The sequence below is a fragment of the Exiguobacterium chiriqhucha RW-2 genome (assembly GCF_000416965.1).
Lineage (GTDB): Bacteria > Bacillota > Bacilli > Exiguobacteriales > Exiguobacteriaceae > Exiguobacterium > Exiguobacterium chiriqhucha.
The window spans coordinates 302369-323581 of record NZ_ATCL01000014.1 but is presented as its reverse complement, the minus strand read 5'-3'; the positions used below and the strand labels follow the sequence as shown (position 1 = coordinate 323581).

26 protein-coding genes are annotated in these 21213 nt (G+C 51.2%); 14 read left to right on the top strand and 12 right to left on the bottom strand.

Translation table 11 applies throughout. The annotated features are described in order from the left end of the window. Window positions 1-12 precede the first annotated feature (12 nt). Window positions 13-633, top strand: coding sequence for a YesL family protein (locus M467_RS21395; protein ID WP_021066208.1), 621 nt, complete (start codon window positions 13-15; stop codon window positions 631-633). Between the two features lie 49 nt (window positions 634-682). Here M467_RS21395 and M467_RS21390 read toward each other — a convergent pair whose 3' ends face one another. Continuing rightward, window positions 683-1279 carry an FMN-binding negative transcriptional regulator gene (locus M467_RS21390; protein ID WP_021066207.1) on the bottom strand — a complete coding sequence of 199 codons (597 nt, stop codon included), beginning with the start codon at window positions 1277-1279 and terminating at the stop codon, window positions 683-685. A 107-nt stretch (window positions 1280-1386) separates the two neighbouring features. Here M467_RS21390 and M467_RS21385 point away from each other — a divergent pair, with 107 nt between their 5' ends. Next, a complete protein-coding gene (locus M467_RS21385; protein WP_021066206.1) occupies window positions 1387-2073 on the top strand; it encodes a haloacid dehalogenase type II in 687 nt (228 codons plus the stop codon). Here M467_RS21385 and paiA read toward each other — a convergent pair. Both paiA and M467_RS21375 read right to left on the bottom strand, forming a co-directional pair. Beyond that, complete coding sequence (gene paiA, locus M467_RS21380; RefSeq protein ID WP_021066205.1) at window positions 2048-2566, bottom strand: spermidine/spermine N(1)-acetyltransferase; 519 nt, start codon at window positions 2564-2566, stop codon at window positions 2048-2050. The genes M467_RS21385 and paiA overlap by 26 nt on opposite strands. A gap of 11 nt (window positions 2567-2577) precedes the next feature. After that, window positions 2578-3030 (bottom strand): MarR family winged helix-turn-helix transcriptional regulator, encoded by a 453-nt coding sequence (locus M467_RS21375; protein ID WP_021066204.1) that lies wholly within the window; start codon window positions 3028-3030, stop codon window positions 2578-2580. A 142-nt stretch (window positions 3031-3172) separates the two neighbouring features. On the opposite strand from M467_RS21375, the gene M467_RS21370 reads away from it, so the two are divergent. Together M467_RS21370 and M467_RS21365 are read left to right on the top strand one after the other, a co-directional pair. Continuing rightward, window positions 3173-3529 carry a DUF2200 domain-containing protein gene (locus M467_RS21370; RefSeq protein ID WP_021066203.1) on the top strand — a complete coding sequence of 119 codons (357 nt, stop codon included), beginning with the start codon at window positions 3173-3175 and terminating at the stop codon, window positions 3527-3529. Next, window positions 3529-3951 carry a DUF1801 domain-containing protein gene (locus tag M467_RS21365; RefSeq protein ID WP_021066202.1) on the top strand — a complete coding sequence of 141 codons (423 nt, stop codon included), beginning with the start codon at window positions 3529-3531 and terminating at the stop codon, window positions 3949-3951. The genes M467_RS21370 and M467_RS21365 overlap by 1 nt, the downstream gene beginning before the upstream one ends. Window positions 3952-4215: 264 nt before the next feature. Here M467_RS21365 and M467_RS21355 read toward each other — a convergent pair whose 3' ends face one another. The 4 genes from M467_RS21355 to M467_RS21335 form a co-directional block, all read right to left on the bottom strand. Then, entirely contained in the window at window positions 4216-4878 is a 663-nt protein-coding gene (locus M467_RS21355) for an ABC transporter ATP-binding protein (RefSeq protein WP_021066200.1), read from the bottom strand. After that, window positions 4875-6095: an ABC transporter permease family protein gene (locus M467_RS21350; protein WP_021066199.1), complete on the bottom strand. Its 1221-nt coding sequence runs from the start codon at window positions 6093-6095 to the stop codon at window positions 4875-4877. The genes M467_RS21355 and M467_RS21350 overlap by 4 nt, the downstream gene beginning before the upstream one ends. A gap of 681 nt (window positions 6096-6776) precedes the next feature. Further along, window positions 6777-7106, bottom strand: a complete 330-nt coding sequence (locus tag M467_RS21340) for a hypothetical protein (RefSeq protein ID WP_021066197.1) — start codon at window positions 7104-7106, stop codon at window positions 6777-6779. A 310-nt stretch (window positions 7107-7416) separates the two neighbouring features. Further along, complete coding sequence (locus M467_RS21335) at window positions 7417-9126, bottom strand: methyl-accepting chemotaxis protein (protein WP_021066196.1); 1710 nt, start codon at window positions 9124-9126, stop codon at window positions 7417-7419. Between the two features lie 205 nt (window positions 9127-9331). Here M467_RS21335 and M467_RS21330 point away from each other — a divergent pair, with 205 nt between their 5' ends. Both M467_RS21330 and M467_RS21325 read left to right on the top strand, forming a co-directional pair. Then, on the top strand, window positions 9332-9979 hold the full coding sequence (locus M467_RS21330; protein WP_021066195.1) for a TVP38/TMEM64 family protein: 648 nt from the start codon (window positions 9332-9334) through the stop codon (window positions 9977-9979). Window positions 9980-10092: 113 nt separating this feature from the next. Then, window positions 10093-11619 (top strand): methyl-accepting chemotaxis protein, encoded by a 1527-nt coding sequence (locus M467_RS21325; RefSeq protein WP_021066194.1) that lies wholly within the window; start codon window positions 10093-10095, stop codon window positions 11617-11619. A 35-nt stretch (window positions 11620-11654) separates the two neighbouring features. Here the strand turns inward: M467_RS21325 and M467_RS31735 are convergent, their stop codons facing one another. Further along, window positions 11655-11831 carry a hypothetical protein gene (locus M467_RS31735; protein ID WP_021066193.1) on the bottom strand — a complete coding sequence of 59 codons (177 nt, stop codon included), beginning with the start codon at window positions 11829-11831 and terminating at the stop codon, window positions 11655-11657. 157 nt (window positions 11832-11988) lie between these two features. Further along, entirely contained in the window at window positions 11989-12849 is an 861-nt protein-coding gene (locus M467_RS21320; protein ID WP_021066192.1) for an SDR family oxidoreductase, read from the bottom strand. 148 nt (window positions 12850-12997) lie between these two features. Between M467_RS21320 and M467_RS21315 the strand changes: the two genes are divergently transcribed. Further along, the gene (locus M467_RS21315; protein ID WP_021066191.1) at window positions 12998-13432 is read left to right on the top strand and encodes an Rrf2 family transcriptional regulator; all 435 of its coding nucleotides are present in this window, start codon (window positions 12998-13000) and stop codon (window positions 13430-13432) included. A gap of 23 nt (window positions 13433-13455) precedes the next feature. Here M467_RS21315 and M467_RS21310 read toward each other — a convergent pair whose 3' ends face one another. Together M467_RS21310 and M467_RS21305 are read right to left on the bottom strand one after the other, a co-directional pair. After that, complete coding sequence (locus tag M467_RS21310) at window positions 13456-14292, bottom strand: Cof-type HAD-IIB family hydrolase (protein WP_021066190.1); 837 nt, start codon at window positions 14290-14292, stop codon at window positions 13456-13458. A 146-nt stretch (window positions 14293-14438) separates the two neighbouring features. After that, window positions 14439-15320, bottom strand: coding sequence for an AraC family transcriptional regulator (locus M467_RS21305; protein ID WP_021066189.1), 882 nt, complete (start codon window positions 15318-15320; stop codon window positions 14439-14441). Between the two features lie 156 nt (window positions 15321-15476). On the opposite strand from M467_RS21305, the gene M467_RS21300 reads away from it, so the two are divergent. From M467_RS21300 to M467_RS21280, 6 genes are all read left to right on the top strand, one after another. After that, a complete protein-coding gene (locus M467_RS21300; RefSeq protein WP_021066188.1) occupies window positions 15477-15722 on the top strand; it encodes a hypothetical protein in 246 nt (81 codons plus the stop codon). A 13-nt stretch (window positions 15723-15735) separates the two neighbouring features. After that, complete coding sequence (locus M467_RS21295) at window positions 15736-16716, top strand: aldo/keto reductase (RefSeq protein ID WP_021066187.1); 981 nt, start codon at window positions 15736-15738, stop codon at window positions 16714-16716. An 89-nt stretch (window positions 16717-16805) separates the two neighbouring features. Then, window positions 16806-17429: a DedA family protein gene (locus M467_RS21290; RefSeq protein ID WP_021066186.1), complete on the top strand. Its 624-nt coding sequence runs from the start codon at window positions 16806-16808 to the stop codon at window positions 17427-17429. A 129-nt stretch (window positions 17430-17558) separates the two neighbouring features. After that, the gene (locus M467_RS21285) at window positions 17559-18476 is read left to right on the top strand and encodes a TerC family protein (RefSeq protein ID WP_021066185.1); all 918 of its coding nucleotides are present in this window, start codon (window positions 17559-17561) and stop codon (window positions 18474-18476) included. 90 nt (window positions 18477-18566) lie between these two features. Continuing rightward, complete coding sequence (locus M467_RS31785; RefSeq protein WP_021066184.1) at window positions 18567-18740, top strand: hypothetical protein; 174 nt, start codon at window positions 18567-18569, stop codon at window positions 18738-18740. Window positions 18741-18802: 62 nt separating this feature from the next. Continuing rightward, window positions 18803-19006 (top strand): hypothetical protein, encoded by a 204-nt coding sequence (locus M467_RS21280; RefSeq protein WP_021066183.1) that lies wholly within the window; start codon window positions 18803-18805, stop codon window positions 19004-19006. A gap of 14 nt (window positions 19007-19020) precedes the next feature. On the opposite strand, the gene M467_RS21275 is transcribed toward M467_RS21280, so the two are convergent. Next, a complete protein-coding gene (locus M467_RS21275; protein WP_021066182.1) occupies window positions 19021-19518 on the bottom strand; it encodes a DUF305 domain-containing protein in 498 nt (165 codons plus the stop codon). Between the two features lie 172 nt (window positions 19519-19690). Here M467_RS21275 and M467_RS21270 point away from each other — a divergent pair, with 172 nt between their 5' ends. Continuing rightward, window positions 19691-21145 (top strand): UDP-N-acetylmuramoyl-L-alanyl-D-glutamate--2,6-diaminopimelate ligase, encoded by a 1455-nt coding sequence (locus tag M467_RS21270; RefSeq protein ID WP_021066181.1) that lies wholly within the window; start codon window positions 19691-19693, stop codon window positions 21143-21145. Window positions 21146-21213: the final 68 nt, after the last annotated feature.

Sequence of the window (21213 nt, the reverse complement as noted above, 5' to 3'; positions counted from 1 at the left end):
TTGGAGGTCCTCATGAATTTAAAACATGAACACAACAAGCTATTCCAAGCGCTCGAATTTGTCACCAGCCTGGTGCAACTGAACGTGGTCTTCTTACTGAGCATTCTGCCTGTCATCACGTTGTTCCCGGCCTTGTACGCTTTACATGCCGTCACACGGCAATGGTCGGTCAACCAAGATTACAGCGTGTTTCGCGCCTACTTCCGCTTTTTTAATGAAGGAGTGCGCCGTCATTATAAGCTCGGTATAGCCTGGACCTTGTTTGTATTCGTCTTGTTGATCGACTTTTTGCTCATTCGTCAAATCGATACCGGGCAAACGATTCTCTTCACCGGTCTGTTCGTGATTGGATTTGTCTTCACCTCCCTATCGTTATTCCTGTTTCCGATTTTGACGCACTACGAGATGAAGACGATGGATGCCTTGAAGTTGGCGTTATTCAGCATCATGCGATATGGCTATATTGTTGTGCTCGCGCTCTTGTTATTCACAGCGCTCGGGATGCTCGCGTATCGCTCTCCGCTCTATTTGTTGTTCGGCTTTTCGTTCATCGTGTTCTTAATGACGAAACTGTACCTCCACCAGTTAGACCGCGCCATCATGAGCCGCCACGTCGACATCAAGTCTTCATGAAACAAACCCTTCCTCCATCTGCGATTAGGTCACGCAGACGAGGGAAGGGTTATTTTTTATATGCTCGCATCACATCTGCCATCGGACACCCTGCCTGTTCGAGTTCCGAGACGATACGTGTATAATCCATTTCGTTTCGATTCTGACTCAGCTTGAACGCCGCCTGCATGTCCGAAATGTCGATGCGGAACCCGACGACGCCATATTTCTGCCGCTGCACCGGCTCGGACAGTTCCTCCCAGACGACGGCGTGCTCCCGGTCCCCTTCATGGTCTTGAAGCAGTCCGGCCAAGTCTTCATCGAGTTGGTCCGCATTTAAAATGGTGGCCTGTCCGTATGCATGGACGGCCTGATAGTTCCACGTCGATACGTCCTCATGTCCGTACCACGACGCCGACACATAGGCGTCCGGGCCTTGGACGATCAAGAGGACGGTCTGGTCTTCAATCGTTTGCCACTGTGGATTGTTTTTGGCGATGTGTGTCGTGAACCAGACGCGGCCCTCTTCCTCATGGAAACGGAGCGGCACGTGCGTCGCGATCGGCTTCTGTCCGTCATGCGTGACGACGGTGCCGAACGGATGGGCCTTCAGAAAGGCGTAGACTTCTTTCGGATCGTTCACGGCGTATAGTTTTGGGACGTACATCAAATTCCTCCTGTCTTGTTCGTTGTTCAACTGACTGGACCCTTCCGTATAATTCACGCCAACTAGGGTAAAGAGTAGATGACACGCTTTTACTGAGGAGGGATTTCATGAAACCAACTATTAAAGCATTCGTGTTCGATGTATATGGGACCTTGTTCGACGTCCATTCCGTCAAGACGGCGTGTGACGAACAGTTCCCCGGAAAAGGGGACCAAATCAGCCAGGCATGGCGGACGAAACAGCTCGACTACTTCTTTACCCGCCACATCATGGGGCGCTACGAGGACTTCTCCGTCGTCACGCGCGACGCGCTTCGGTATGCATTGTCAGCGGCCGAAGTGACGTGGACGATCGAGACGGAGGACGCATTGATTGCCACTTACGCCGACCTGTCGCCATATGAAGAGGTTGAAGACGTCTTGCACCAGCTGCATCATAAACAGACTATCGTTCTCTCGAACGGGACGGACGCGATGCTCGCGGAACTCATCCAAAACGCCGGGTTCACCGACCTGTTCGACGAACTCGTCAGCATCGACGGCATCAAACAAGCGAAGCCGTCACCGGCCGCCTACATGCACTGGTTCAAGAACAGCGGGTTGAAGCGGGACGAGGTGCTGTTTATGTCCTCGAACGGTTGGGACATTGCCGGTGCGAAGAACTTCGGGTTCCATACGGCTTGGATCAACCGCGACGGCAAACCGGTCGATATGCCCGACCTGGCCCCTGACGCCGTCTACGAGGACTTGTCAGGCATACTGGAATGGGTCACGGACGAAGCGGCTTGGCCATAATCAAATCGACTTGGGCGTCGTCCCCCATATAAAACGTGTGCGCCCCGGTTTGGACGAACCCGTGCTTTCGATAGAAGGCGAGCGCCTTATGGTTATGTTCCCACACACCGAGCCAGATTTCACGTTTCTTCAGCTCACTCGCACAGCGGATGGCCTGGTCGTACAACGCCTTGCCGACGCCACTACCTTGGAACTTCCGTCGCACATAAATCCGTTCGAGTTCGAACGCCTCTTCGCCCATGGCCTCGGTCTGGGCGTTGTTGGCGTTCACTTTTAAGTAACCAGCCACTTCCCCGTCGAGCATGGCGAAGAAGAACTGTGAGTCCGGATTCGAAAGCTCTTTTTTAAGTTGCGCTACGTTATACGCCCGCTCGAGATACGCGGCCAGATGCGCCGGGTCATTCTCGGCTTCGAACGTTTCCGTGAACGTCTCGATGCTGATGGTGCGAAGTGCGTCGCCGTCTTCGATTGTGCAAGCTTCGATGGTGATCATGTTCGTTCCCCCTAGTAGTCTCGTTTCTTCCCTTTTTTCACGGCATCCCAGTCCCCTTCGATATTGTGACGGACCCGCTTTAATAGCCGGAGCAGCTGCTCGGCTTCCTGGTCGCTCAGCCCGGCGAGCGCGACGTCTGTCGAATGTTCGTGCTCTCGGATGATGACCGGGTACAGCGCCTTGCCCCGTTCAGTCGGGACGAGCCGCTTGATTTTCTTGTTGTGCGGGTCGTCCTGCTTCATGATCAACCCGTTCGTTTCCAACTTTTGAACCGCCCGCGCCGCCGTCGTCCGGTCGACTTTGATCAATTCGGCGAGCTTCTCTTGAATGATGCCCGGCTCCTCACAAATCCGGACCAAATATAAATATTGCCCTTTCGTCAGCTCGAGCTCTTTGAACTCGATATTGCTGATCGAATCGAGGGCACGCGCAATCATCCCGATTTCACGTAACTGGTCTCTCATACAATCCTCCTGATTGTTGTATTTACAATATGTTACGTCTAGTATAGTTGATTTAGTTGCATTTGCAACAAAAAGTATTTTGGATATGAGCTTTGATTGTGTGAGAAAATGAAGGTATCATTCCACGAAACGAGGGGATTTCATGGCACACCGCATTTACACGACGAGCTTTGCGAGCGTCTATCCGCTTTACGTCGCGAAAGCCGAACGGAAAGGCCGGACGAAAGACGAAGTCGATACGATTATTCGCTGGTTGACCGGTTATGACGAGGCTGGGCTCGAGCGCCAACTCGCCGCCGAGGTCGATTTTGACACGTTCTTCGCCACCGCACCTAAGATGAACGAAGACCGTGCCTTGATCAAAGGCGTCGTTTGCGGCGTCCGCGTCGAGAATGTCGAGGAGCCGCTCATGCGCGAGATCCGTTACTTGGATAAACTCGTCGATGAACTCGCCAAAGGCAAAGCGATGGCGAAGATTTTACGAGGAGGCGACGTCTGATGGACTATACGACACTCGTCGACGACAAACGACTCGACGCCTTCATCCGTTTGATTGATATTATCGATGCGAATTTACCGGCCGGATTCGAGAAGACGACCGACGGGAACGGCATCCATTATGTTGTCCCGCTATCGACGTATCCGTCCGGGTATCATGTCACACCGGGCACCCCGCTCCCGTTCTTGAGCGTCATCGCCCAGAAGAACCATGTCGCCGTGTATCATATGGGCGTCTATAGCGACCCGGAACTGCTCCGCTGGTTCGAGGAGTCATACGCCAACCAAGTGCCGACGAAATTGAACATGGGCAAGAGCTGTATCCGCTTCGGCAACGTCAAACATATCCCGTACGAGTTGATTGGCGAGCTCGTCTCGAAGATGACGCCGGAGCAATGGGTCGCTGCGTACGAATCACGTTAAAAAAGGGCAGGTCGATTGTCGACCTGCCCTTTAAGCATGATTTCTCCCTTTTACACAATCGCGACGATGCTGATCGAGGACTGTCTCAGACCTCAATGCCCCGGCTTTTATTGTGGTCTTGCTAGGTATACCGCAACAATAAGGAGAGTAATCCCTAGTACGATGAACAGTTTATATAACACGTTTTGTTTTCTACGAACAACACCAATCACGGTAAAGAAGATACCGAGTAGGAATGATAAGACCATTGCAAAGAATCCCATTTTATTCGCTCCTTTTAAGCTTAATGATTCGCTCGTGACGATTGGCCACATCTAAATCATGCGTCACGGTAATCACCGTCGTATTGAACTCTTCATTCATCTCAAACAATAAATCGATGATTCTTTCTTTGTTCTCAGGGTCCAATGACGCGGTAGGCTCATCGGATAGAATGATTTGGGGATTCATAATGACAGCCCTCGCGAAAACAGCTCTAGATCGTTGCCCGCCCGAACACTCCAGCGGCTTTTTCTTCAAAATAGACTCGATGCCAATTTTATTAACAATCCGTTTGAAATGTTCTTGGGCGCTCGCGTCTTTTTCGATGTTGGCATACATGAGGGGTAACTTAATATTGTCCTCGATCGTCAATGAATCAATGAGTGCCGACTCCTGCAGAACAAATCCAATTTTTTGATTGCGCCATTCTGCTAGTTTATTTCGGGACAGCTCCTGAACCGGTGAATCAAATAGCTGATAACTCCCTTGATATCGCGTATCCAGTAATCCGATGATGTTGAGCAAAGATGTCTTCCCCACTCCAGATTCCCCTATAATCGAGAGCTTTTCCCCCGGTTGAACCTCCAGCTCAAAATCATGTAGGATCGAAAACCCTTTTTTATCAAATGATTTTTTCTGGATTTCTAACTTGATGATACTACTCATTTCAAAACCCCCACCGAGATTGGAATACCTTTGATTTTTTTTAACGTAAGTTCTACAATCATCAACCCAATGATCACGTCAATCAACAGAACACCTAGGAAAGCGATCCAATCCATACTGATTAAGCCAAATAGCCCATACGTAGCAAAAATCGAATCTTTTCTCATCCAAAAGCCGTATCGGTTGAAGGCGGTAATTGCAAATAAGATAACGAGGTTAATTGAGAACAAAATCGCAAAGTAACTATAAAAAATGGTTCTCAGTTTGGAATAACTTAATCCAACTAATAAATTGACTGTAAAATCTTTAATCATGAGTCGAACACTGATTAGCGTATTCCAGGTCGCCAGACAAATAATGACGACGAGTAACACTAACGTAATCGCACTAATCATTTTTAATGAGCTTATATAATATTCTTCAAAGTACTCAAAGTTTTCTTGCTGATTAAAAAAGTTGAAGTCTAACCCTAACTCATTTTGAATCTGTTCAGTAAGCTTCATCGCTTCTTCTTTCGTCGAACCAAGAAGCACGATATCCATCAAACCATTCAAATGGAGGTCAAGCCCCGCACTTTGAATAAATTGTTCATTGACGGGCACGAAAATTGAAAAATTATAGTAATTCTTTGAATTGGGCGCATAAAAATTAGAGCGGTGCGTATTCTTCTCCAAGATTCCTTGAACTTTCAAATCGACTACCTGTTGGGTAACCGGATCAGCAATCTCGATTTTCGATCCTACAGGATACGTTGAGGCCAGACCCCCACCTATCAGGACCGGAATTTCATCTTTTTGAAATTGATAATCGAAGCTCAAATGATCGCCTTGCGCCAATTTGAACTGATTAAGTTGGTAAGCCTCATCATTGATGTAATTGAACGACACTTCCATATCATGTTCATTCTCTAACGAGGTCGTAAAACCATCAGCTTGTAGGGCGTATGTATAATTTTTATTTAAATCCTCATAAATCTTGCGTGTATCCTCGATTTCAATTCGAGCGAAATCAGCTTCACTGTCCGGGTCCAGATTGGCGATATAATTCCCTTCTTGGTTAAACGTTTCAATTTCTTGATAACCTTGTACAGTCGAAATAATCGAACGCGTGGCACTAAACGAGAGATAATTCGCTAGAAAAAGTAATAGGATCATTCCAAAAACAAGGATCCACCTTTTCAAAAATATTTTAGTTATAAAAAAGTGTAAAATTCTCATTCTTTATTCACCTGACCTACACTAATTAATATGTATACGATAAACAGCAAAACGAGGTAGAGATTGCTGGTTATATTCAAATCCAAGTAGAAGTTCAATGAAAGTGATAGTAAAAAGGTGAACAGCAAGATCGCTAGGCTATTCAACATATATCGAATCATAATCTTTTGCTTTGTGTCACCGACGAGGATGCGACAGGATATCTCTACTTTTCTCCGATTTAAAAATTGATAATGAAAAATCATCATAATAAAAGTGAGAACAATACTGATTACAAATTGATAGTCGATAATGCTTTCAATGAACGACATTAAAATAAATGAGCCCTCTAAATCTGCAACTTTTACATAAAGTAATATTAAATTTGAAACGAAACAGAAGAAGTAAATGGCAAAAGCTTCAAACACATCATTAAATCTAAATAAAGAATATTTCATGACCTACTCCTTACAGATGGCATTTATAAATTTATGGTAACACGTATAATTAAATGCCAACTACCTAGCTAAAAAAAACTGTGAGTTCTAACTGATCATCAAGAAAAACAAGCTGATCTTCCAGTTAAAATAGAAATAAATCACATCGCATCGGTATAAGATCAGGCCCTGTAGGAAGATACCTCTCGGGCCTGATTCACGTCCCCTACGTGCTTAGCAATTAAAAAATTCAAACGACAAAGTCTTATTTTAGTGCGCCACGGGCCCAGCCGAATTTTGTCGTGTACTTATCTCCCCATCTTAAATCATCCCAAACAGACCCTGTCACTTTGCTGCTGTAGGCGACTTTGCTCAACAAAGTTCTCCCATCACGTGTGTATTTAAACGAAGTCCATTTGTATGCTGAGTTACTGTAATTCCAAGCAGCACCGTTGTACTTAATCTGGAAAGACTCTTCTGTAGAGGCTCCACTAGAGGCAGTACCGAAAGTTGCTGCCGAGGCAGACCCTGCACCTAATAAAAGCGCACCGACTACTAAAGCTGAGCTAGTAAACCGTTTTGTCTTCTTGTTCATAACACATTCCTTCTTTCCTGTTAGTATTTTGAAGTGAGAAAGGTTAGTACAATTTAAAACCTAACATACCATCCATTAAATTCAATCGATAAATAACATATTATTACAATTTGATTCTTTTTACATAAAAAGTATGTTTCTCCTCATTACGAATTAACTATCATCAATCAATCTATACACGACCTCTCGCCTGATAGATTAATTTGAATCGTGTCCAGGGTCCTTAGATTGCTCTGTTTCTTAAAAACGAAGTGTGGAATAGAACAGTATTCACAAAAACAGGCAGGTCGATTGTCGACCTGCCTGTTCGTTACACGTTAAATCGTTTTGTCATTTGACGCATCTCGTCTGCCATGTTCGACAGCTCTTGGGCCGAAGCCGTGATTTCTTCCATCGACGCCATCTGTTCTTCCGTCGCCGCCGAGGTGTTCTCGGTGTCGGTCGCCGTCGTCTCCGTGATGCCTTGAATCTCGTTCACCGATCGTAAAATCTCGGTCGCTCCGGCCGCCATCTCTTGGACAGAGCCTGACACTTCCTCGACTTTTTGACCGACTTCTTCAATCGCCCGCTTGATGTCCTCGAACGCGATGCCTGCCTGTTGGACGTTCGTGACGCTGTGGCCCATCTCGCTCTCGACAACATGCATCGTCTGGACGGCTTGTTTCGTCTCTGTCTGCGTATCTCCAATCAAACCAGAGATTCGTTTCGTCGCGATCGCCGACTCTTCGGCGAGCTTCCGCACTTCCGACGCTACGACGGCGAATCCGCGTCCTTGGTCGCCGGCTCGGGCCGCTTCGATGGCCGCGTTCAAGGCAAGCAAGTTCGTCTGTTCGGCAATGCCGGAGATGGTGCCGGTGATGCTGCCGATTTCTTGGGAGCGGACGTCGAGTTGGCCGATGACCGTCTGCAACGCCTTCACTTTCTCGTTCATCGCCTCGAGCTGGGACTCGAGCGTCTCAATCAACTCGTTGCCGGTCCCGACTTTTTGAAGTGCCCCGTCTGACAGTTCGGTCATGTGTTGGGCGCTATTTGAGACGTGATGAATCCCATTCGTCAGTTCGGTGAGCGTACTGCTCGATTCCTTCACACGCGTCAATTGACGGACCGAACCGGATGCAATCTCTTCCATCGTGACGGCGACCATCTCGGTCGCTTTTGTCGTCTCTTCGACGTTCGATTTCAAATCGTCCGATGACGTCGCGACGCGACCGGCTGTCGCCGTGACGTTGCCGATCAAGTCGCGAAGACTATCTTTCATCTCGTTAAATGAGTTGGCGAGCGAACCAATCTCGTCACGCGACGTGTACGTGCTGTCGACCGTCAAATCACCGGCTCCGGCACGGCTCATGAGTCCATTCAACTCACGGACCGGACGGACGATGAGGCGCGTGATGTAGACGCCGAGCCCGATTGAGATGAGTGCCCCGATGGCGACAAGCGCCCAGAACAACGTGACCGATTCAGTCCGCTCGTTCTGCATCGTCGTGCTTGCCGTCTCGGCTTCTTGATTGATGCCGTCCATGACGACCGTTGCCGTCTCGACCAAGTCTTGACGGACCGGTCGCAAGTCACTCATATAGACGCGATAGGCCGCCGTGTTCTCATTTCGAAGCACCGGCTGAAGCACGAGCTCGGTCCCTTCGAGATAGGCTGCAATCTCGGCATTCAAGTCTTCGACTCGACCTTGCATCTCGGCATCTGTTGAGGCGAACGTCTCGTTGAACAGTTCGAGGTTCGTCCCGATGCTGTCACGCCGTTCCTCGATACTTGCCTCTAGTTCTTCATTTCGAGACGCATCCGTCGTCAGCATCAATTCGAGCAAATACCCGTCCAAGGCACGGTTATCCGTCCGGATTTGACCAAGGGCGCGAATCGGCAATAACCGATCTTCATAAATCGATTCTCCCGCATCGGCCATGCGTCCCATGAAGACGTGGCTGAGTGCTGCGACGAGAACGAGTGTCGCGATGAATACGCTGATCAGTACTGTCAGTTTTTTAGACATCTTCAAATTTTTCACGATGATCCCTCCCTACCTGATTTATCGTAGGAAAGAGCTTCAAAATGAAGTCCCTCGGCACATGCGTTGACCTATGTTTCCATTTTTAGCCACCCTATTGAGCACAATCGCACATTGCCGACGCATTTGTAAGCTGGCTCACCTTCATTTGGAGACGGAATGCGATACGATAAACAAAAGAACTGATGGAAAGGAGGCGTACTCTGTGCCCCGCTGGCTCAAACTTAGTCTCATGCTCATTGTGTTCGGGAGTATCTTCTATATTACTCATTTCCACTATGAACTCCGTCCATCCGATATCCGTGACATCGTCCTGTCGTTCGGTTGGTGGGGTCCTGTCGTCTTTTTCCTCATCTATGCGATTGGCCCAATCATCTTCTTGCCGACGTCGGTACTGTCACTCGGGGCCGGTCTCGCCTTCGGGGTGTGGCCGGGTGTACTCTACATCCTGTTCGGGGCGACGGCGGCGGCCGTGACCGGTTACGTCATGGCCCGACTGTTCGGCAGGTCCGTGCTCAAGGTCGAGAGCTATCCATGGTCGGAGAAGCTGTTCACGCAGATGGAGCAACGTGGCTTCCTATACGTGTTCGTCTTGCGGCTCATCCCGCTCGTCAGCTTCGATTTGCTCAGTTACGCGGGCGGGATTGCTAAGGTCCGGTTCCGGTCGTTTATCCTCGCGACCGTCCTCGGCATGATCCCAGGGACGCTCGCCTACAGTTTTCTCGGGGCGAGTCTCGCCTCGGGAAGTATCACTTTGGTCGTCATCGCCGCCCTCGTCTTCGTCACGTTGATTGGTGTCACTTACTATTTCCGGGAACCCGTCAAACGGTGGCTCGGACTCACGTCAGACTAGAGAAGCGCATCCGCTTCTCTTTTTTTTGCTTCGGCGTGTAAAAACGATAAACATTCGTGCCAATCGGACGATACTCTAGTAGCTATATCGACCTATTATCAGGAGGAATCTGCATGAGTTCTGAAAAACGCAATCAATTGATGCTCGTCACCACGTTCGTCATCGTCTTGACGTCTGTTATCGTCCATCTGCTCCACCGCTTCACGGATTTTGCCTATACGTACACCGTGCTCCGAAACGGTGCCGTCGGCTACGCATATCCCATCGCGACATGGGTCCTGTTTGCAGTCCCAATCGTACTATTGATCGCCATGGTCGTCAGCCAGCGCGTAAAACCACATCTTTTCCCGTACTTGATGATGCTGACGCTCACGTTCGCGAGCATCTCGACCGTCGCCGGTGGGCAAGGGCTCGTCGAATATCATTTCTCGATTTTCGTCGTCTTGGCGATTTTGTCGTTCATGCGCCGCATCGATTTGATCGTCTACAGTACGGTCATCTTCGCCGTGCAACATCTCGCTGGATATTTCTTGGTTCCTGAAATCATTTGTGGAACAGCGGATTATCCGTTCAGCCTGTTGCTCGTCCATGCGATCTATCTCATCCTACTGAGCGCCGTGCTCATCGCGCAAATCCACTTCCGTAACCTCGAGTCGTCGCGTGTCAAAGTACAGGAAGATGAGACGCGCCGTCTGTTACAGCAGGCCGTCACCGACGCGAGTCAACTCGTCATGACATTGAAGACACATGCGACCGAACTCGAGACGGCAGCCAACCAGTCGCTCCAGTCCGGGGAACAAATCGCCGTCACCGTCGATCCGATCGTCGCCCACGCGACCGAGCAAGAGACGTCGATGAACCACGGGGCCGAGGAGATTCAATCGATTCGCTCCCTCACGGCGCTCATCCAAGAACGGATGGCCCAAACAGCTGCCGCTTCGTCACGGATTGCGGCCGACACCATCGCCGGGGACGGCGACATGCGACGGATGGAGGCGAAAGTCGAAGAAATCATTAGCGAATCAGAACGACTCGAACGCGTTGTCACGACGATGTCGAACCGATCGACCGAAATTCAAGCCATCCTGCAGCACGTCGAGACAATCAGCGACCAGACGAACATGCTCGCCTTGAACGCCTCGATTGAAGCCGCACGGGCGGGTGACGCCGGTCGTGGTTTCGCCGTCGTCGCTTCTGAAGTCGGCAAGCTCGCCGTCCAGTCCCGAGATTATGCAGCCGAGATGACCCGCGTTCTCGGTGGACTGATGGACGATACGATCGTCGTCCGCGATTCGGCACAGTTATTCAAACGCGCGACCGAGAACTGTCAAACCGTCTCGGCCGATGTGACGGCCGTGTTCCATCGCCTGACCGAAGACGTCTCTGAAATCGACGGTCAAATCAGTTCGATTCAAGAGACACGTCAACGCGTGACGTCTCAGATGGAGACGCTCGAGGCGCGCCTTGCGACGACGAAACGAGCGGCGAGCGAACTGCAGCAACAAATTCAGCACGTCGCCGCCGCGACCGAGGAACAAGTCGCCATCCAAAAAGAGTTGAGCCACATGTCGGACCGCCTCGCCTCGACCGCGAGCACGTTAGAAGACGTGACCGGTCAGCTCGAAGCCCGAGCGAACTAAAAAACAGACCGCGAATGTGGATTCGCGGTCTGTTTTTATGAATGGCTGAAGAATGAAATTTTTGCAGTCGACCGAATGATGAGTACCGATATGAGCATGAGGATGGCCGCGATTCTAAAGCCCGTATCCCCGATGACATTGAATTCATATCTCAGCCCGAACAATAATCCTAATCCTAAGACGACGCCGATTAAGAACATCATGTTTTTCATGTAATCGATCCTTCCTATGTACATCTATGATTATCCATTTATTGTTAGTATAACGGATGGGGATGACGTGTTCACAAATATGTGAAGACAAATCACTAATATTCATCAAAAAACGTCACGTTCTCAATCATCGAAAACGTGACGTCACTATTATCGTTTATAACGTTGATACGAGCTTTTGAAGCGCCTCTTTGAGCGGTGTCACCGGACGACCGAGCACCAACTCGAAATCATTCGACTCGACCTCGAGCGAGCCGTTGCGGATGCTGTCTTGAATGCCGACGACGATTGGAATCGCTCCTTCCGGCACCCCGGCGCCGCGCATGACGCCAGCGTAAGCGTCGTTACTCACTTCTTGGAGGGCCACTTCACGCCCGAGCACTTCACTGAGCGCCTCGACGAGTTCGGCTTGCGTATGGAGCGGACCTGACAATTCAAAGATGTCTTGTTCGAAATCGTCTGCCATCAAAACGTTCGCGATCGCTTCAGCGTAATCTTCTTGTAGCGCCCAACCGACTTTGCCGTCACGGGCTGCCGTCACCCAAGGTGCGCCGGCAAGCACACCTTGAATGCTACCAAGTTCGTTTTCTAAGTACCAGTTGTTGCGCAAGAACGCATGCGGGATCCCCGTCCGCTCGATTGCGCCTTCGGTCTCGACATGTGGCGGGGCCATCAAGTTTTGGCTTTCTGTCGCATCGGCGAGACTCGTATAGGCGATGAACGATACGCCTGCGCGCTCGGCCGCCTCGACGGCGTTCGCATGTTGACGGATGCGCGTGTCGTTGTCCCCGTCCGCCGAGATGATGAGCAGTCGTTCGACACCTTTGAACGCTTCATCGAGCGTCTCGGGCTTGTCGAAGTCCCCATGTCGCACATCGACACCTTTCGCTTTCAGTGCTTCCGCTTTTTCCGGATTGCGGACGCTGACCGCGAGTTCACTTGCGGGTACCGACTTGAGTAACACATCGACAATTTTCGAACCGAGTTTCCCGGTTGCACCTGTGACTAAGTATTTCATAAATCATTTCCTCCTTTTAACCTGTAATTAAATCAGTTACATGTAATCATCATAGTTACAGCATCTTCGTTTGTCAATTGTTTGTTCCCTGTTATACTGAAGATGTAACCAATTCACTTACATGACTTGTGCAGAAAGGTGGTAGCCTATGTCCATCAGTAGCCGTTTCGCGGTCGGCATTCATATCTTGACGTTGATCGAGGTCAATCAGGACGGCGTCACCTCGTCTGACTTTTTGGCCGGCAGTGTCAACACGAACCCGGCCCTAATCCGAAAAATCATGGCCATGTTGAAGAAGGCCGACTTGATTGAAGTGAAGCCTGGCGTCGCCGGAGCCAAACTGACGAAAGACTTGACCGAGATTTCGCTCTATGATGTCTATCGCGCCGTCAGTGTCGTCGAGGAGAACGAGCTGTTCAGTATCCATGACAACCCAAACCTGGCGTGTCCTGTCGGCCAACATATCCAAGCGACGATCGAGCCGATCTTTATCCACGCCCAATCGGCGATGGAATCGGTATTGAAGCATGTGACCCTCGCCGATGTCGTGAACGATGTCGCAACGAAAAGCCAAGCAACCTGAAGAGAGGTTGCTTGGCTTTTTTTTCAGATGAGTCGATACTTTTTGAAGCTATTCGCAAGCCCGTCTTGGTCACAGGCGTCCGTCACATCGTTGGCGACACGCTTGACCTCGAGTTTGGCATTGCCCATGGCGACACCGACCTTGACGTATTCGAGCATCTCGATGTCGTTCAACCCGTCCCCGTAGGCGAACGTCTGCGCTCGCTCGAGCCCTAGATGTTCGAGCAGTGTCGCAATCGCCGTCGCTTTGTTGACGCCCGGGATGGACAGCTCCCCACTGTTGGCCCCGAATACGGCGACCGTGCTCGGGATGACGGTGAAACGAGATGCGAACTCTTGTTGGATGACGTCGAGCGGGACGGATGAGCCGAGGAACGAGATTTTGTTCACGTCGGGACGGACGAGGTCGACCCCTTCCATCATCGCGTCATGGAACGGCTTCAAGCCGCGCTCGATTGTCGCACTCGCCTCCGGATTGTTCGCCATCAACTCGTCAATCATCGTCGCCACCCGTGCCTTAGCGTTGCCGCCGGCGAACAGGCCGTCGTTCGACTCAAGATAGAAATCGATGCCGTGTTCCGTGAAGAAGGAGATGAGGTGGCTCAAATCATCGACGGAGACTTGTTGATGGTACAACACTTCTTCCTCGAGCTCGATATAGCCCCCGGCTGCCCCGATGATGCCATCAAAGCCGACGTCGAGAATGTCCGAGAACAGCTCGGCCTTCGAGCGCCCGGTCGACAAGAAGACGAGATGGCCGTTCTGTCGCGCCTGTCGGACGGCCTCCTTGGCCGATTCCGGGATGTTGCCGTGGTCATCGACGAGCGTGCCGTCGACGTCTAGAAAGATGATGTGTCGCATAATATCCTCCTTTTTTGTCCTGAACACAAGAAAAACCTAAACCAGACGCAACATGTGCGCCCAGTTTAGGTTTTGCCTGGTCATCCAGTAACAATCCTAATGTATGTCGTTTTCCCCTCAAGCATACCGCTCGCGCATTTCGTTTGTCAAAGCTGTCGTTGTTGCCGCACGTCGGCCCGTGGCGACAGCCCGAACAACCGGGCATACTCGCGGCTGAACTGCGATTGACTCTCGTAGCCGACTTGGAACGCCGCCTCGCCCACGTCCGTCGCCTGCATGAGCAACAGCCGTCTCGCCTCTTGGAGCCGTAACTGTTTTTGGAACTGGAGCGGGCTCATCGCCGTCACTTCCTTGAAATGACGGTGGAGCGTCGAGACGCTCATGTTGGCGACGCGGGCCAATTCCTCACTTCGAATCGTCTCGTTGAAGTTCGCGATGATGTGGTCGATGACGCGCTTGATCCGGAACGCCTGACTTCCCTCGAACGCCAACTGACGCAACATCTCTCCGTTCGACCCTTGCGCCACCCAATACAGGAGCTCGCGCTTATAAAGCGGCGCGAGTGCCACGTGATCCGGTGTGTCGACGAGACGGGCGAGACGGAGCGCGACATCGAACAACGCCTCGTCGGCATCGGCGATATACATGCCTCGTTTTGGTTCACGCGGCTCGGTCAGCTCGACGTGCCCGACGGCATCGATCAAGTCGTCAATCGTCAACTCGAGTTTCAGCGCCACGTATGGGACGTCTGCGCTCGCTTTCGTCACTTGTCCCGTCACAGGCAAGTCGACCGAGGCAACGAGGTAATGTCCGCCCTCGTAGACGAGCCGTTCGTCACCGAACAACATCTCTTTCCCACCCTGCAGGATTAGGCAAAATGACGGTTCATTGACGCGTGTAATCGGTTCGGTCACCATCGATTCATGAATGAACGTCATCGCCGGGACGATCGTCGGATGCACCCCGTCCCCCGGTATATGTCGTGTGATGACGTCAATCAGTTGCAGTCGTGTCTCGATGTCGTTCACCCTCCCTCTGGATTCTCCCCTTCAGTATACGGCAGATCGTTTTCTTGGACGAGCCCTGTCCAACCTGTTGAGAGGATTAGGCAAAAACACGACATGAACGCGCTAACGCCCGCCCCACATCTCGCGTCATACTGGTGGCAAAGGAGGGGAATCGACATGGAAAAGACGTATCACGTGACGGTCGAACGTGGCTTCGCGACATTGCTCACCCGTTGTGCGCATTTCGCACTTGCCCATAACGTGGTGATTCGGCTCGATTCATTCCGACTTGAACCGACGCCAGAGGCACTTGTCGAGGCGCTAGCGCTTCCGATCGGCACCCATACCGAATTACGATTGACCGTCAACGACGACAGCACCGTGGATGAGTTCGAACGGTTCCTCTCCACGTATCAACTTTGAAGGAGGCATTTTCGTGGAATACGTAAAACTTGGCAATACGGGACTCGATGTCTCAAGGCTCTGTCTCGGCTGTATGGGCTTTGGCGACGCGAACCGATGGATTCATGACTGGGTACTCGATGAGGCGGCGACCCGTCCGATCATCAAACAAGCACTCGACCTCGGTATCAACTTCTTTGACACGGCAAACATCTACTCGAAAGGCACGAGCGAGGAATACGTCGGACGTGCGCTTCGGGATTATGCGAACCGGGACGAAATCGTTCTCGCAACAAAAGTTCACGGTCGAATGCACGACGGTCCGAACGGCGGCGGCTTGTCGCGGAAGGCGATTCTGTCGGAAATCGATCATAGTTTGAAACGGCTCGGCACCGATTACGTCGACCTGTATATCATCCACCGCTGGGACTATGACACACCGATCGAAGAGACGATGGAGGCGCTCCATGACGTCGTCAAATCCGGGAAGGCCCGCTATATCGGTGCATCGGCAATGTACGCCTGGCAGTTCCAAAAAGCGCTCCACGTGGCGGAACGGAACAACTGGACCCGGTTCGTGTCGATGCAAAACCATTTGAACTTGATTTATCGGGAAGAAGAGCGTGAAATGATGCCGCTCTGCCGGGAAGAGAAAATTGGGGTCACACCGTACAGTCCGCTCGCCTCGGGGCGCCTGACACGCGACGTGTCGACCGTGACCCACCGCTCTGAGACGGACGTGATTCAACGTTCGAAATATGACGCGACGATGGACGCCGACCGGCTCATCATCGAGCGGGTCGCCGCAATCGCTGAGACGCGGGGAATTACCCGGACACAAGTCGCTCTCGCCTGGCTCTTGCAACAAGACACGGTCACCTCGCCAATCGTCGGTGCCACGAAGCAGCGTCATTTGGACGAGGCGGTCGGTGCGTTTGCCGTCACGTTGACACAAGAAGAGATGGCTTCGCTCGAAGAACCGTACATCCCACACGCGGTCGTCGGTGCGATTTGAGTCAAAATTCAACCTCAAGTCGTATGGGCGTGCTCCTTGCCGTCGGGTAAAGTAGACAGAGATGTCATATACGCAAGGAGAACCGATTCATGGAACAATGGATTCAACAAATGATTGAGCAGTTCGGTTATTGGGGCGTCCTCTTCCTCATCTTTATCGAGAACGTCTTCCCACCTATCCCGTCCGAGCTCATTTTAATATTCGGCGGCTTCTTCACGACGACGACCACGCTTACACCCGTCTGGATGATTCTCGCCGCGACGGTCGGTGCGGTTATCGGAGCTATCGTTTTGTATAGCGTGGGATTATTTTTCGACAAGGAGCGTCTCGAGTCATGGGTCGCACGTTACGGCAAACGTCTCTATTTGAAAGTGGATGACGTCCGCATGGCCGATCGCTGGTTCGACCGCTTTGGACCGAAACTCGTCTTTTTCGGTCGATTCGTCCCCGTCGTCCGCAGCCTCATCTCGATTCCGGCCGGCATGTCGAACATGCCGTTCGTCAAATTTTTGATGCTGACGACACTCGGGACGCTCATTTGGAACACGGTGCTCATCTTTGTCGGCGTGTACGTCGGGGAGAATTGGCAAGTGTGGCTCGGCCATATCGAGACGTATTCGCATGTCATGTATGGCGTCCTCGCCGTCATCCTTCTCGGACTAGGCGCTTTCATCGTCCGGGTCATCTGGTCACGTCGCTCTGAACAGCGTTAAGTTTGCACACTCCGAAATCGATTCGGAGTGTTTTTTTGTGGAATCGCAGTTTACCCTCTTGACTTTAAGTTCTTATGACCTTAAATTGAATATATAGAGTTCATGTGAACTTAAAAGGAGGAATTATTGTTGACCCTACTCATCGCCTTTTTGGCACTCGTCATCTTCATGCTCGCACTTGACCTCGGGGTGTTCCACCGCAAGGCACACGAAGTCTCGCTCCGCGAGGCATGGACATGGACGTTCGTCTGGATCGGGATCGCCATCGCGTTCGGCGGTTGGTTGTTCTACTCGCAAGGCAGCACCGTCGCGACAGAATATGCGAGCGTCTACTTCATCGAGAAGGCACTCGCCATCGATAACGTGTTCGTCTTCTCGCTCGTGTTCGCCTACTTCGCGATTCCGCTCAAGTATCAGCATAAGGTGTTGTTCTGGGGCATTCTCGGGGCAATCTTCTTCCGGGCCGTCTTTATCGTGGCTGGCGTCTCGCTCTTAGAGAACTTCGATTGGGTCTATTACGTGTTCGGTGCCTTCCTCATCTATACAGGATGGATGATGTTCAAGAACATCGGTAAGGACGAGTCGCTCGAGGAGAACAAGACGATTCGTTGGCTCGAACGCCGCTTGCCCATCACGCAAGACATCTCGTCTGGTAAGTTCACGAAACGCATCAACGGCAAACTGTTCTTCACACCGCTGTTCATCGCGCTCATCTTCATCGAGCTGTCGGATATCGTCTTCGCCGTCGACTCGGTCGCGGCCAGCTTCGCCTACTCGCGTGACCCGTATATCATCTTCTATGCGAACATCATGGCGATTCTTGGACTCCGTAGCCTCTACTTCGTCCTCGCCAACTTGATTGACCGCTTCTACTACTTGAAGCACGGACTCAGCTTCATGCTCGTCTTCATCGGAGCGAAGATGGTATTGGGCGACGTCTACAAGATGCCGATTTGGATGTCACTTGGCGCAATCGTCATCGTCATCTTGATCAGTGTCGTCTATAGTTTCTATAAAACGAAACCTGGTCAGAAAAATCACGTATAACAAAAGGGAGACGTGCTAGCCTCCCAGGTGGTTCACTTCTCAATTGTGGGTAAACCTTTAGTCTAGCAAACACAGAAAAGGTGGTTACAAATGTTTGACCGTATGGGTGATGTGAGTATTGGACTCGTCTTCGGGATCGTGTTGATGCTTCTGTTCAACAGTCTTTGGGGACTTGGAGTCGGTGTGATGTTAGGAATCTTCTTCCTCGTCGCACCGCGTTCGACAAACCGCCGTACTAGAAAATATATACCGCAGACACGCTAAACCGGGGTACACGCCTCGGTTTTTTCTTCATGTATACTGGAGGAAAGCCTTTAGGAGGACATATGGATTATTCAACGACAGAACTGACGGAAGCGAAACGTCAAATCGATTCGATTCTCCACAAGCTGCAAGAGACGGTGACGACGCTCGAGGCGAAAGACTCCCCTGAGCGCTACAAGTCACAACTGACACTCGCCAACCGGCGCATCCAGGCGCTGACAATCGCCGTCGCATTGATTGAGGCCCAACTTCATCCCGACATATGACAACAGCGACCGTATCACTCGGTCGCTGTTGTTGTCGATTTAGCTTCTTTTGCTGCTTCCTCTTCTTCTTTTTCTAACTCTTCAATCAACCGCTTCATCTCTTCAATTTCACGCCGCTGTGCTTCAATGATGTCTTCCGACAACTGTTTCACGCGCGGATCCTCGATCTCGGCCCGCTCGCTCGTCAAGATGGCGATCGAATGGTGCGGGATCATCGCCTTCATCCAACTGACGTCATCGACCGTCGTCTGGCTCCGGACGAGCCATAGCGAGAGCCCGAACACGAGCGCGCTCACACCTAAGATGACGGCGTTCAACTTCTTGTTTTTGTACATGCCCCACATGAACAGCAACATGACGAACGCCATGACCGATCCCATGATGAGCGCCATGTATAGACGTGTCTGACTGAAGAAGACGTGGTCGAATTGGAACACGTTCAAATACATGAGCCAGTACATGAGGAATGTCGAAACGAGAATCATCACTCCAAATTTTGCGTAAGGTTTCATCGTCTACTCCTCCTTTTCAGATGGTCTGTCTAAACCATTGATTGCCTAAACCAAATTCGTTGAAACATCGAAGAATCGCTCGCGACATGCGCCTCTTTCTCATTTCACTTCTTTTTCACAAACGAGGGCTATACTGTCAAAATGGACTTTGCCGATAAAGGAGAAATTCGAAGTGTTGAAAACCTTGCAAGACCTGTTGACAGAGCTGAAACAGCTCGTGACATGGACATATTTAGACAATCCTGCCGAAACGATGATTGAGGGCATTTCCTTCTCTTCAAAAAATATTAAACAAAATTTTGTATTCGTCTGTATCTCGGGCTATCGCCATGATGGCCATGACTACGTGAACGAGGCGATTCATAACGGGGCGGTCGCCATCGTCGCCGAACGTCCAATCGAGGCCCGAGTACCTGTCATCTACTGCAAAGACACGAAGGCGGCTTTGGCCGAACTCGCCAATGCGTTTTATGATCATCCATCGACGCGACTTCGTCTGCATGGCGTCACCGGGACGAACGGAAAAACGACGACGACCGCGCTCGCCCATCAATTGTTTGATCACGTCGGCATGTCAGCCGGACTCATCGGCACACTCGGCATCACATACGCCGGGAAGACGTTTGAGACACCGAACACGACGCCTGACCCGTTGACCATCAATCGCCACCTTCATGCCATGGTCGAGGCCGGTGTCACCGATTGTATGATGGAAGTCTCATCCCAAGCCATCGCGGAGGCACGGATTGCCGGCTTGGAGTTCGAGACGACTTCATTCCTCAACCTGTCCCACGACCACTTGGACTATCATGGCACGATGGAGACGTACGCCTACACGAAAGCCCAGTTGTTTACACAGTTGACGGAGTCTGGATGTGGGATCGTCAATGAAGATGATCCGCATCACACGCTCATGCTGTCGATGGCACCGTCCGCCGCCAACTCGTTTTTGTTCAGCCGTCAGTCGACTGCCGCGGACTTGGTCGGGCATCGAAAAGACGAGCAGTTCATGCTCGAATTGGGTGACGAAGCGGTCCAATCTCCCCTCCCATTCTATGAGGCCTATAACCTCGATAACACGTTGTGCGCCATCAGCATCGTCCTGCAAACCGGGGTTCCGTTGGCAGAGGTCCTTCCTCATGTTAAGAAGTTGACGTTGCCGAGCGGACGCCTCGAACGAGTGACCGGAATCGAACAATCGGTCTATATCGACTATGGACATACGCCGGACGCCATCAAACAAGTCGTGACGGCATTGACGGCCCGCTACCCTCGTGTACTCGTGCTGCTCAGTGCTGCCGGCGAACGTGACCGAATGAAGCGAAACATCATGACAGAGGTCGTCGTTGCTTCAGGCGCGGATATGATTTTGACGGTCCATGACCCACGTCACGAAGATCCGCAACAAATCCTTGACGATTTGGCGACGGGACAATCTGTCGAGTTTGCACGTTTCGACGAACGCGAAGCAGCCATCCGGTTCTTCTGCGAACGGATGGACGACTACGACTGTGGTGTCTTATTCGGGAAAGGGCATGACCGCGTCGAGCGCATCGGAGACGCGGCCGTGCCGTTCGACGAACCCGCACTCGTCCGACGCTTTCTTCAATCGCCCGAACTGCCCTGAGGGACAAGGAGAACGTTCCCCTTCTCTCGAAACCGTTACGTAGACGAGACGGCTCAGAATCATAGGAG

Coding starts and splice junctions, on each gene's coding strand:
- M467_RS21395 (WP_021066208.1), top strand. CDS start 13: ATGAATTTAAAACATGAACACAACAAGCTATTCCAAGCGCTCGAATTT.
- M467_RS21390 (WP_021066207.1), bottom strand. CDS start 1,279: ATGTACGTCCCAAAACTATACGCCGTGAACGATCCGAAAGAAGTCTAC.
- M467_RS21385 (WP_021066206.1), top strand. CDS start 1,387: ATGAAACCAACTATTAAAGCATTCGTGTTCGATGTATATGGGACCTTG.
- paiA (WP_021066205.1), bottom strand. CDS start 2,566: ATGATCACCATCGAAGCTTGCACAATCGAAGACGGCGACGCACTTCGC.
- M467_RS21375 (WP_021066204.1), bottom strand. CDS start 3,030: ATGAGAGACCAGTTACGTGAAATCGGGATGATTGCGCGTGCCCTCGAT.
- M467_RS21370 (WP_021066203.1), top strand. CDS start 3,173: ATGGCACACCGCATTTACACGACGAGCTTTGCGAGCGTCTATCCGCTT.
- M467_RS21365 (WP_021066202.1), top strand. CDS start 3,529: ATGGACTATACGACACTCGTCGACGACAAACGACTCGACGCCTTCATC.
- M467_RS21355 (WP_021066200.1), bottom strand. CDS start 4,878: ATGAGTAGTATCATCAAGTTAGAAATCCAGAAAAAATCATTTGATAAA.
- M467_RS21350 (WP_021066199.1), bottom strand. CDS start 6,095: ATGAGAATTTTACACTTTTTTATAACTAAAATATTTTTGAAAAGGTGG.
- M467_RS21340 (WP_021066197.1), bottom strand. CDS start 7,106: ATGAACAAGAAGACAAAACGGTTTACTAGCTCAGCTTTAGTAGTCGGT.
- M467_RS21325 (WP_021066194.1), top strand. CDS start 10,093: ATGAGTTCTGAAAAACGCAATCAATTGATGCTCGTCACCACGTTCGTC.
- M467_RS31735 (WP_021066193.1), bottom strand. CDS start 11,831: ATGAAAAACATGATGTTCTTAATCGGCGTCGTCTTAGGATTAGGATTA.
- M467_RS21320 (WP_021066192.1), bottom strand. CDS start 12,849: ATGAAATACTTAGTCACAGGTGCAACCGGGAAACTCGGTTCGAAAATT.
- M467_RS21315 (WP_021066191.1), top strand. CDS start 12,998: ATGTCCATCAGTAGCCGTTTCGCGGTCGGCATTCATATCTTGACGTTG.
- M467_RS21310 (WP_021066190.1), bottom strand. CDS start 14,292: ATGCGACACATCATCTTTCTAGACGTCGACGGCACGCTCGTCGATGAC.
- M467_RS21300 (WP_021066188.1), top strand. CDS start 15,477: ATGGAAAAGACGTATCACGTGACGGTCGAACGTGGCTTCGCGACATTG.
- M467_RS21290 (WP_021066186.1), top strand. CDS start 16,806: ATGGAACAATGGATTCAACAAATGATTGAGCAGTTCGGTTATTGGGGC.
- M467_RS31785 (WP_021066184.1), top strand. CDS start 18,567: ATGTTTGACCGTATGGGTGATGTGAGTATTGGACTCGTCTTCGGGATC.
- M467_RS21280 (WP_021066183.1), top strand. CDS start 18,803: ATGGATTATTCAACGACAGAACTGACGGAAGCGAAACGTCAAATCGAT.
- M467_RS21275 (WP_021066182.1), bottom strand. CDS start 19,518: ATGAAACCTTACGCAAAATTTGGAGTGATGATTCTCGTTTCGACATTC.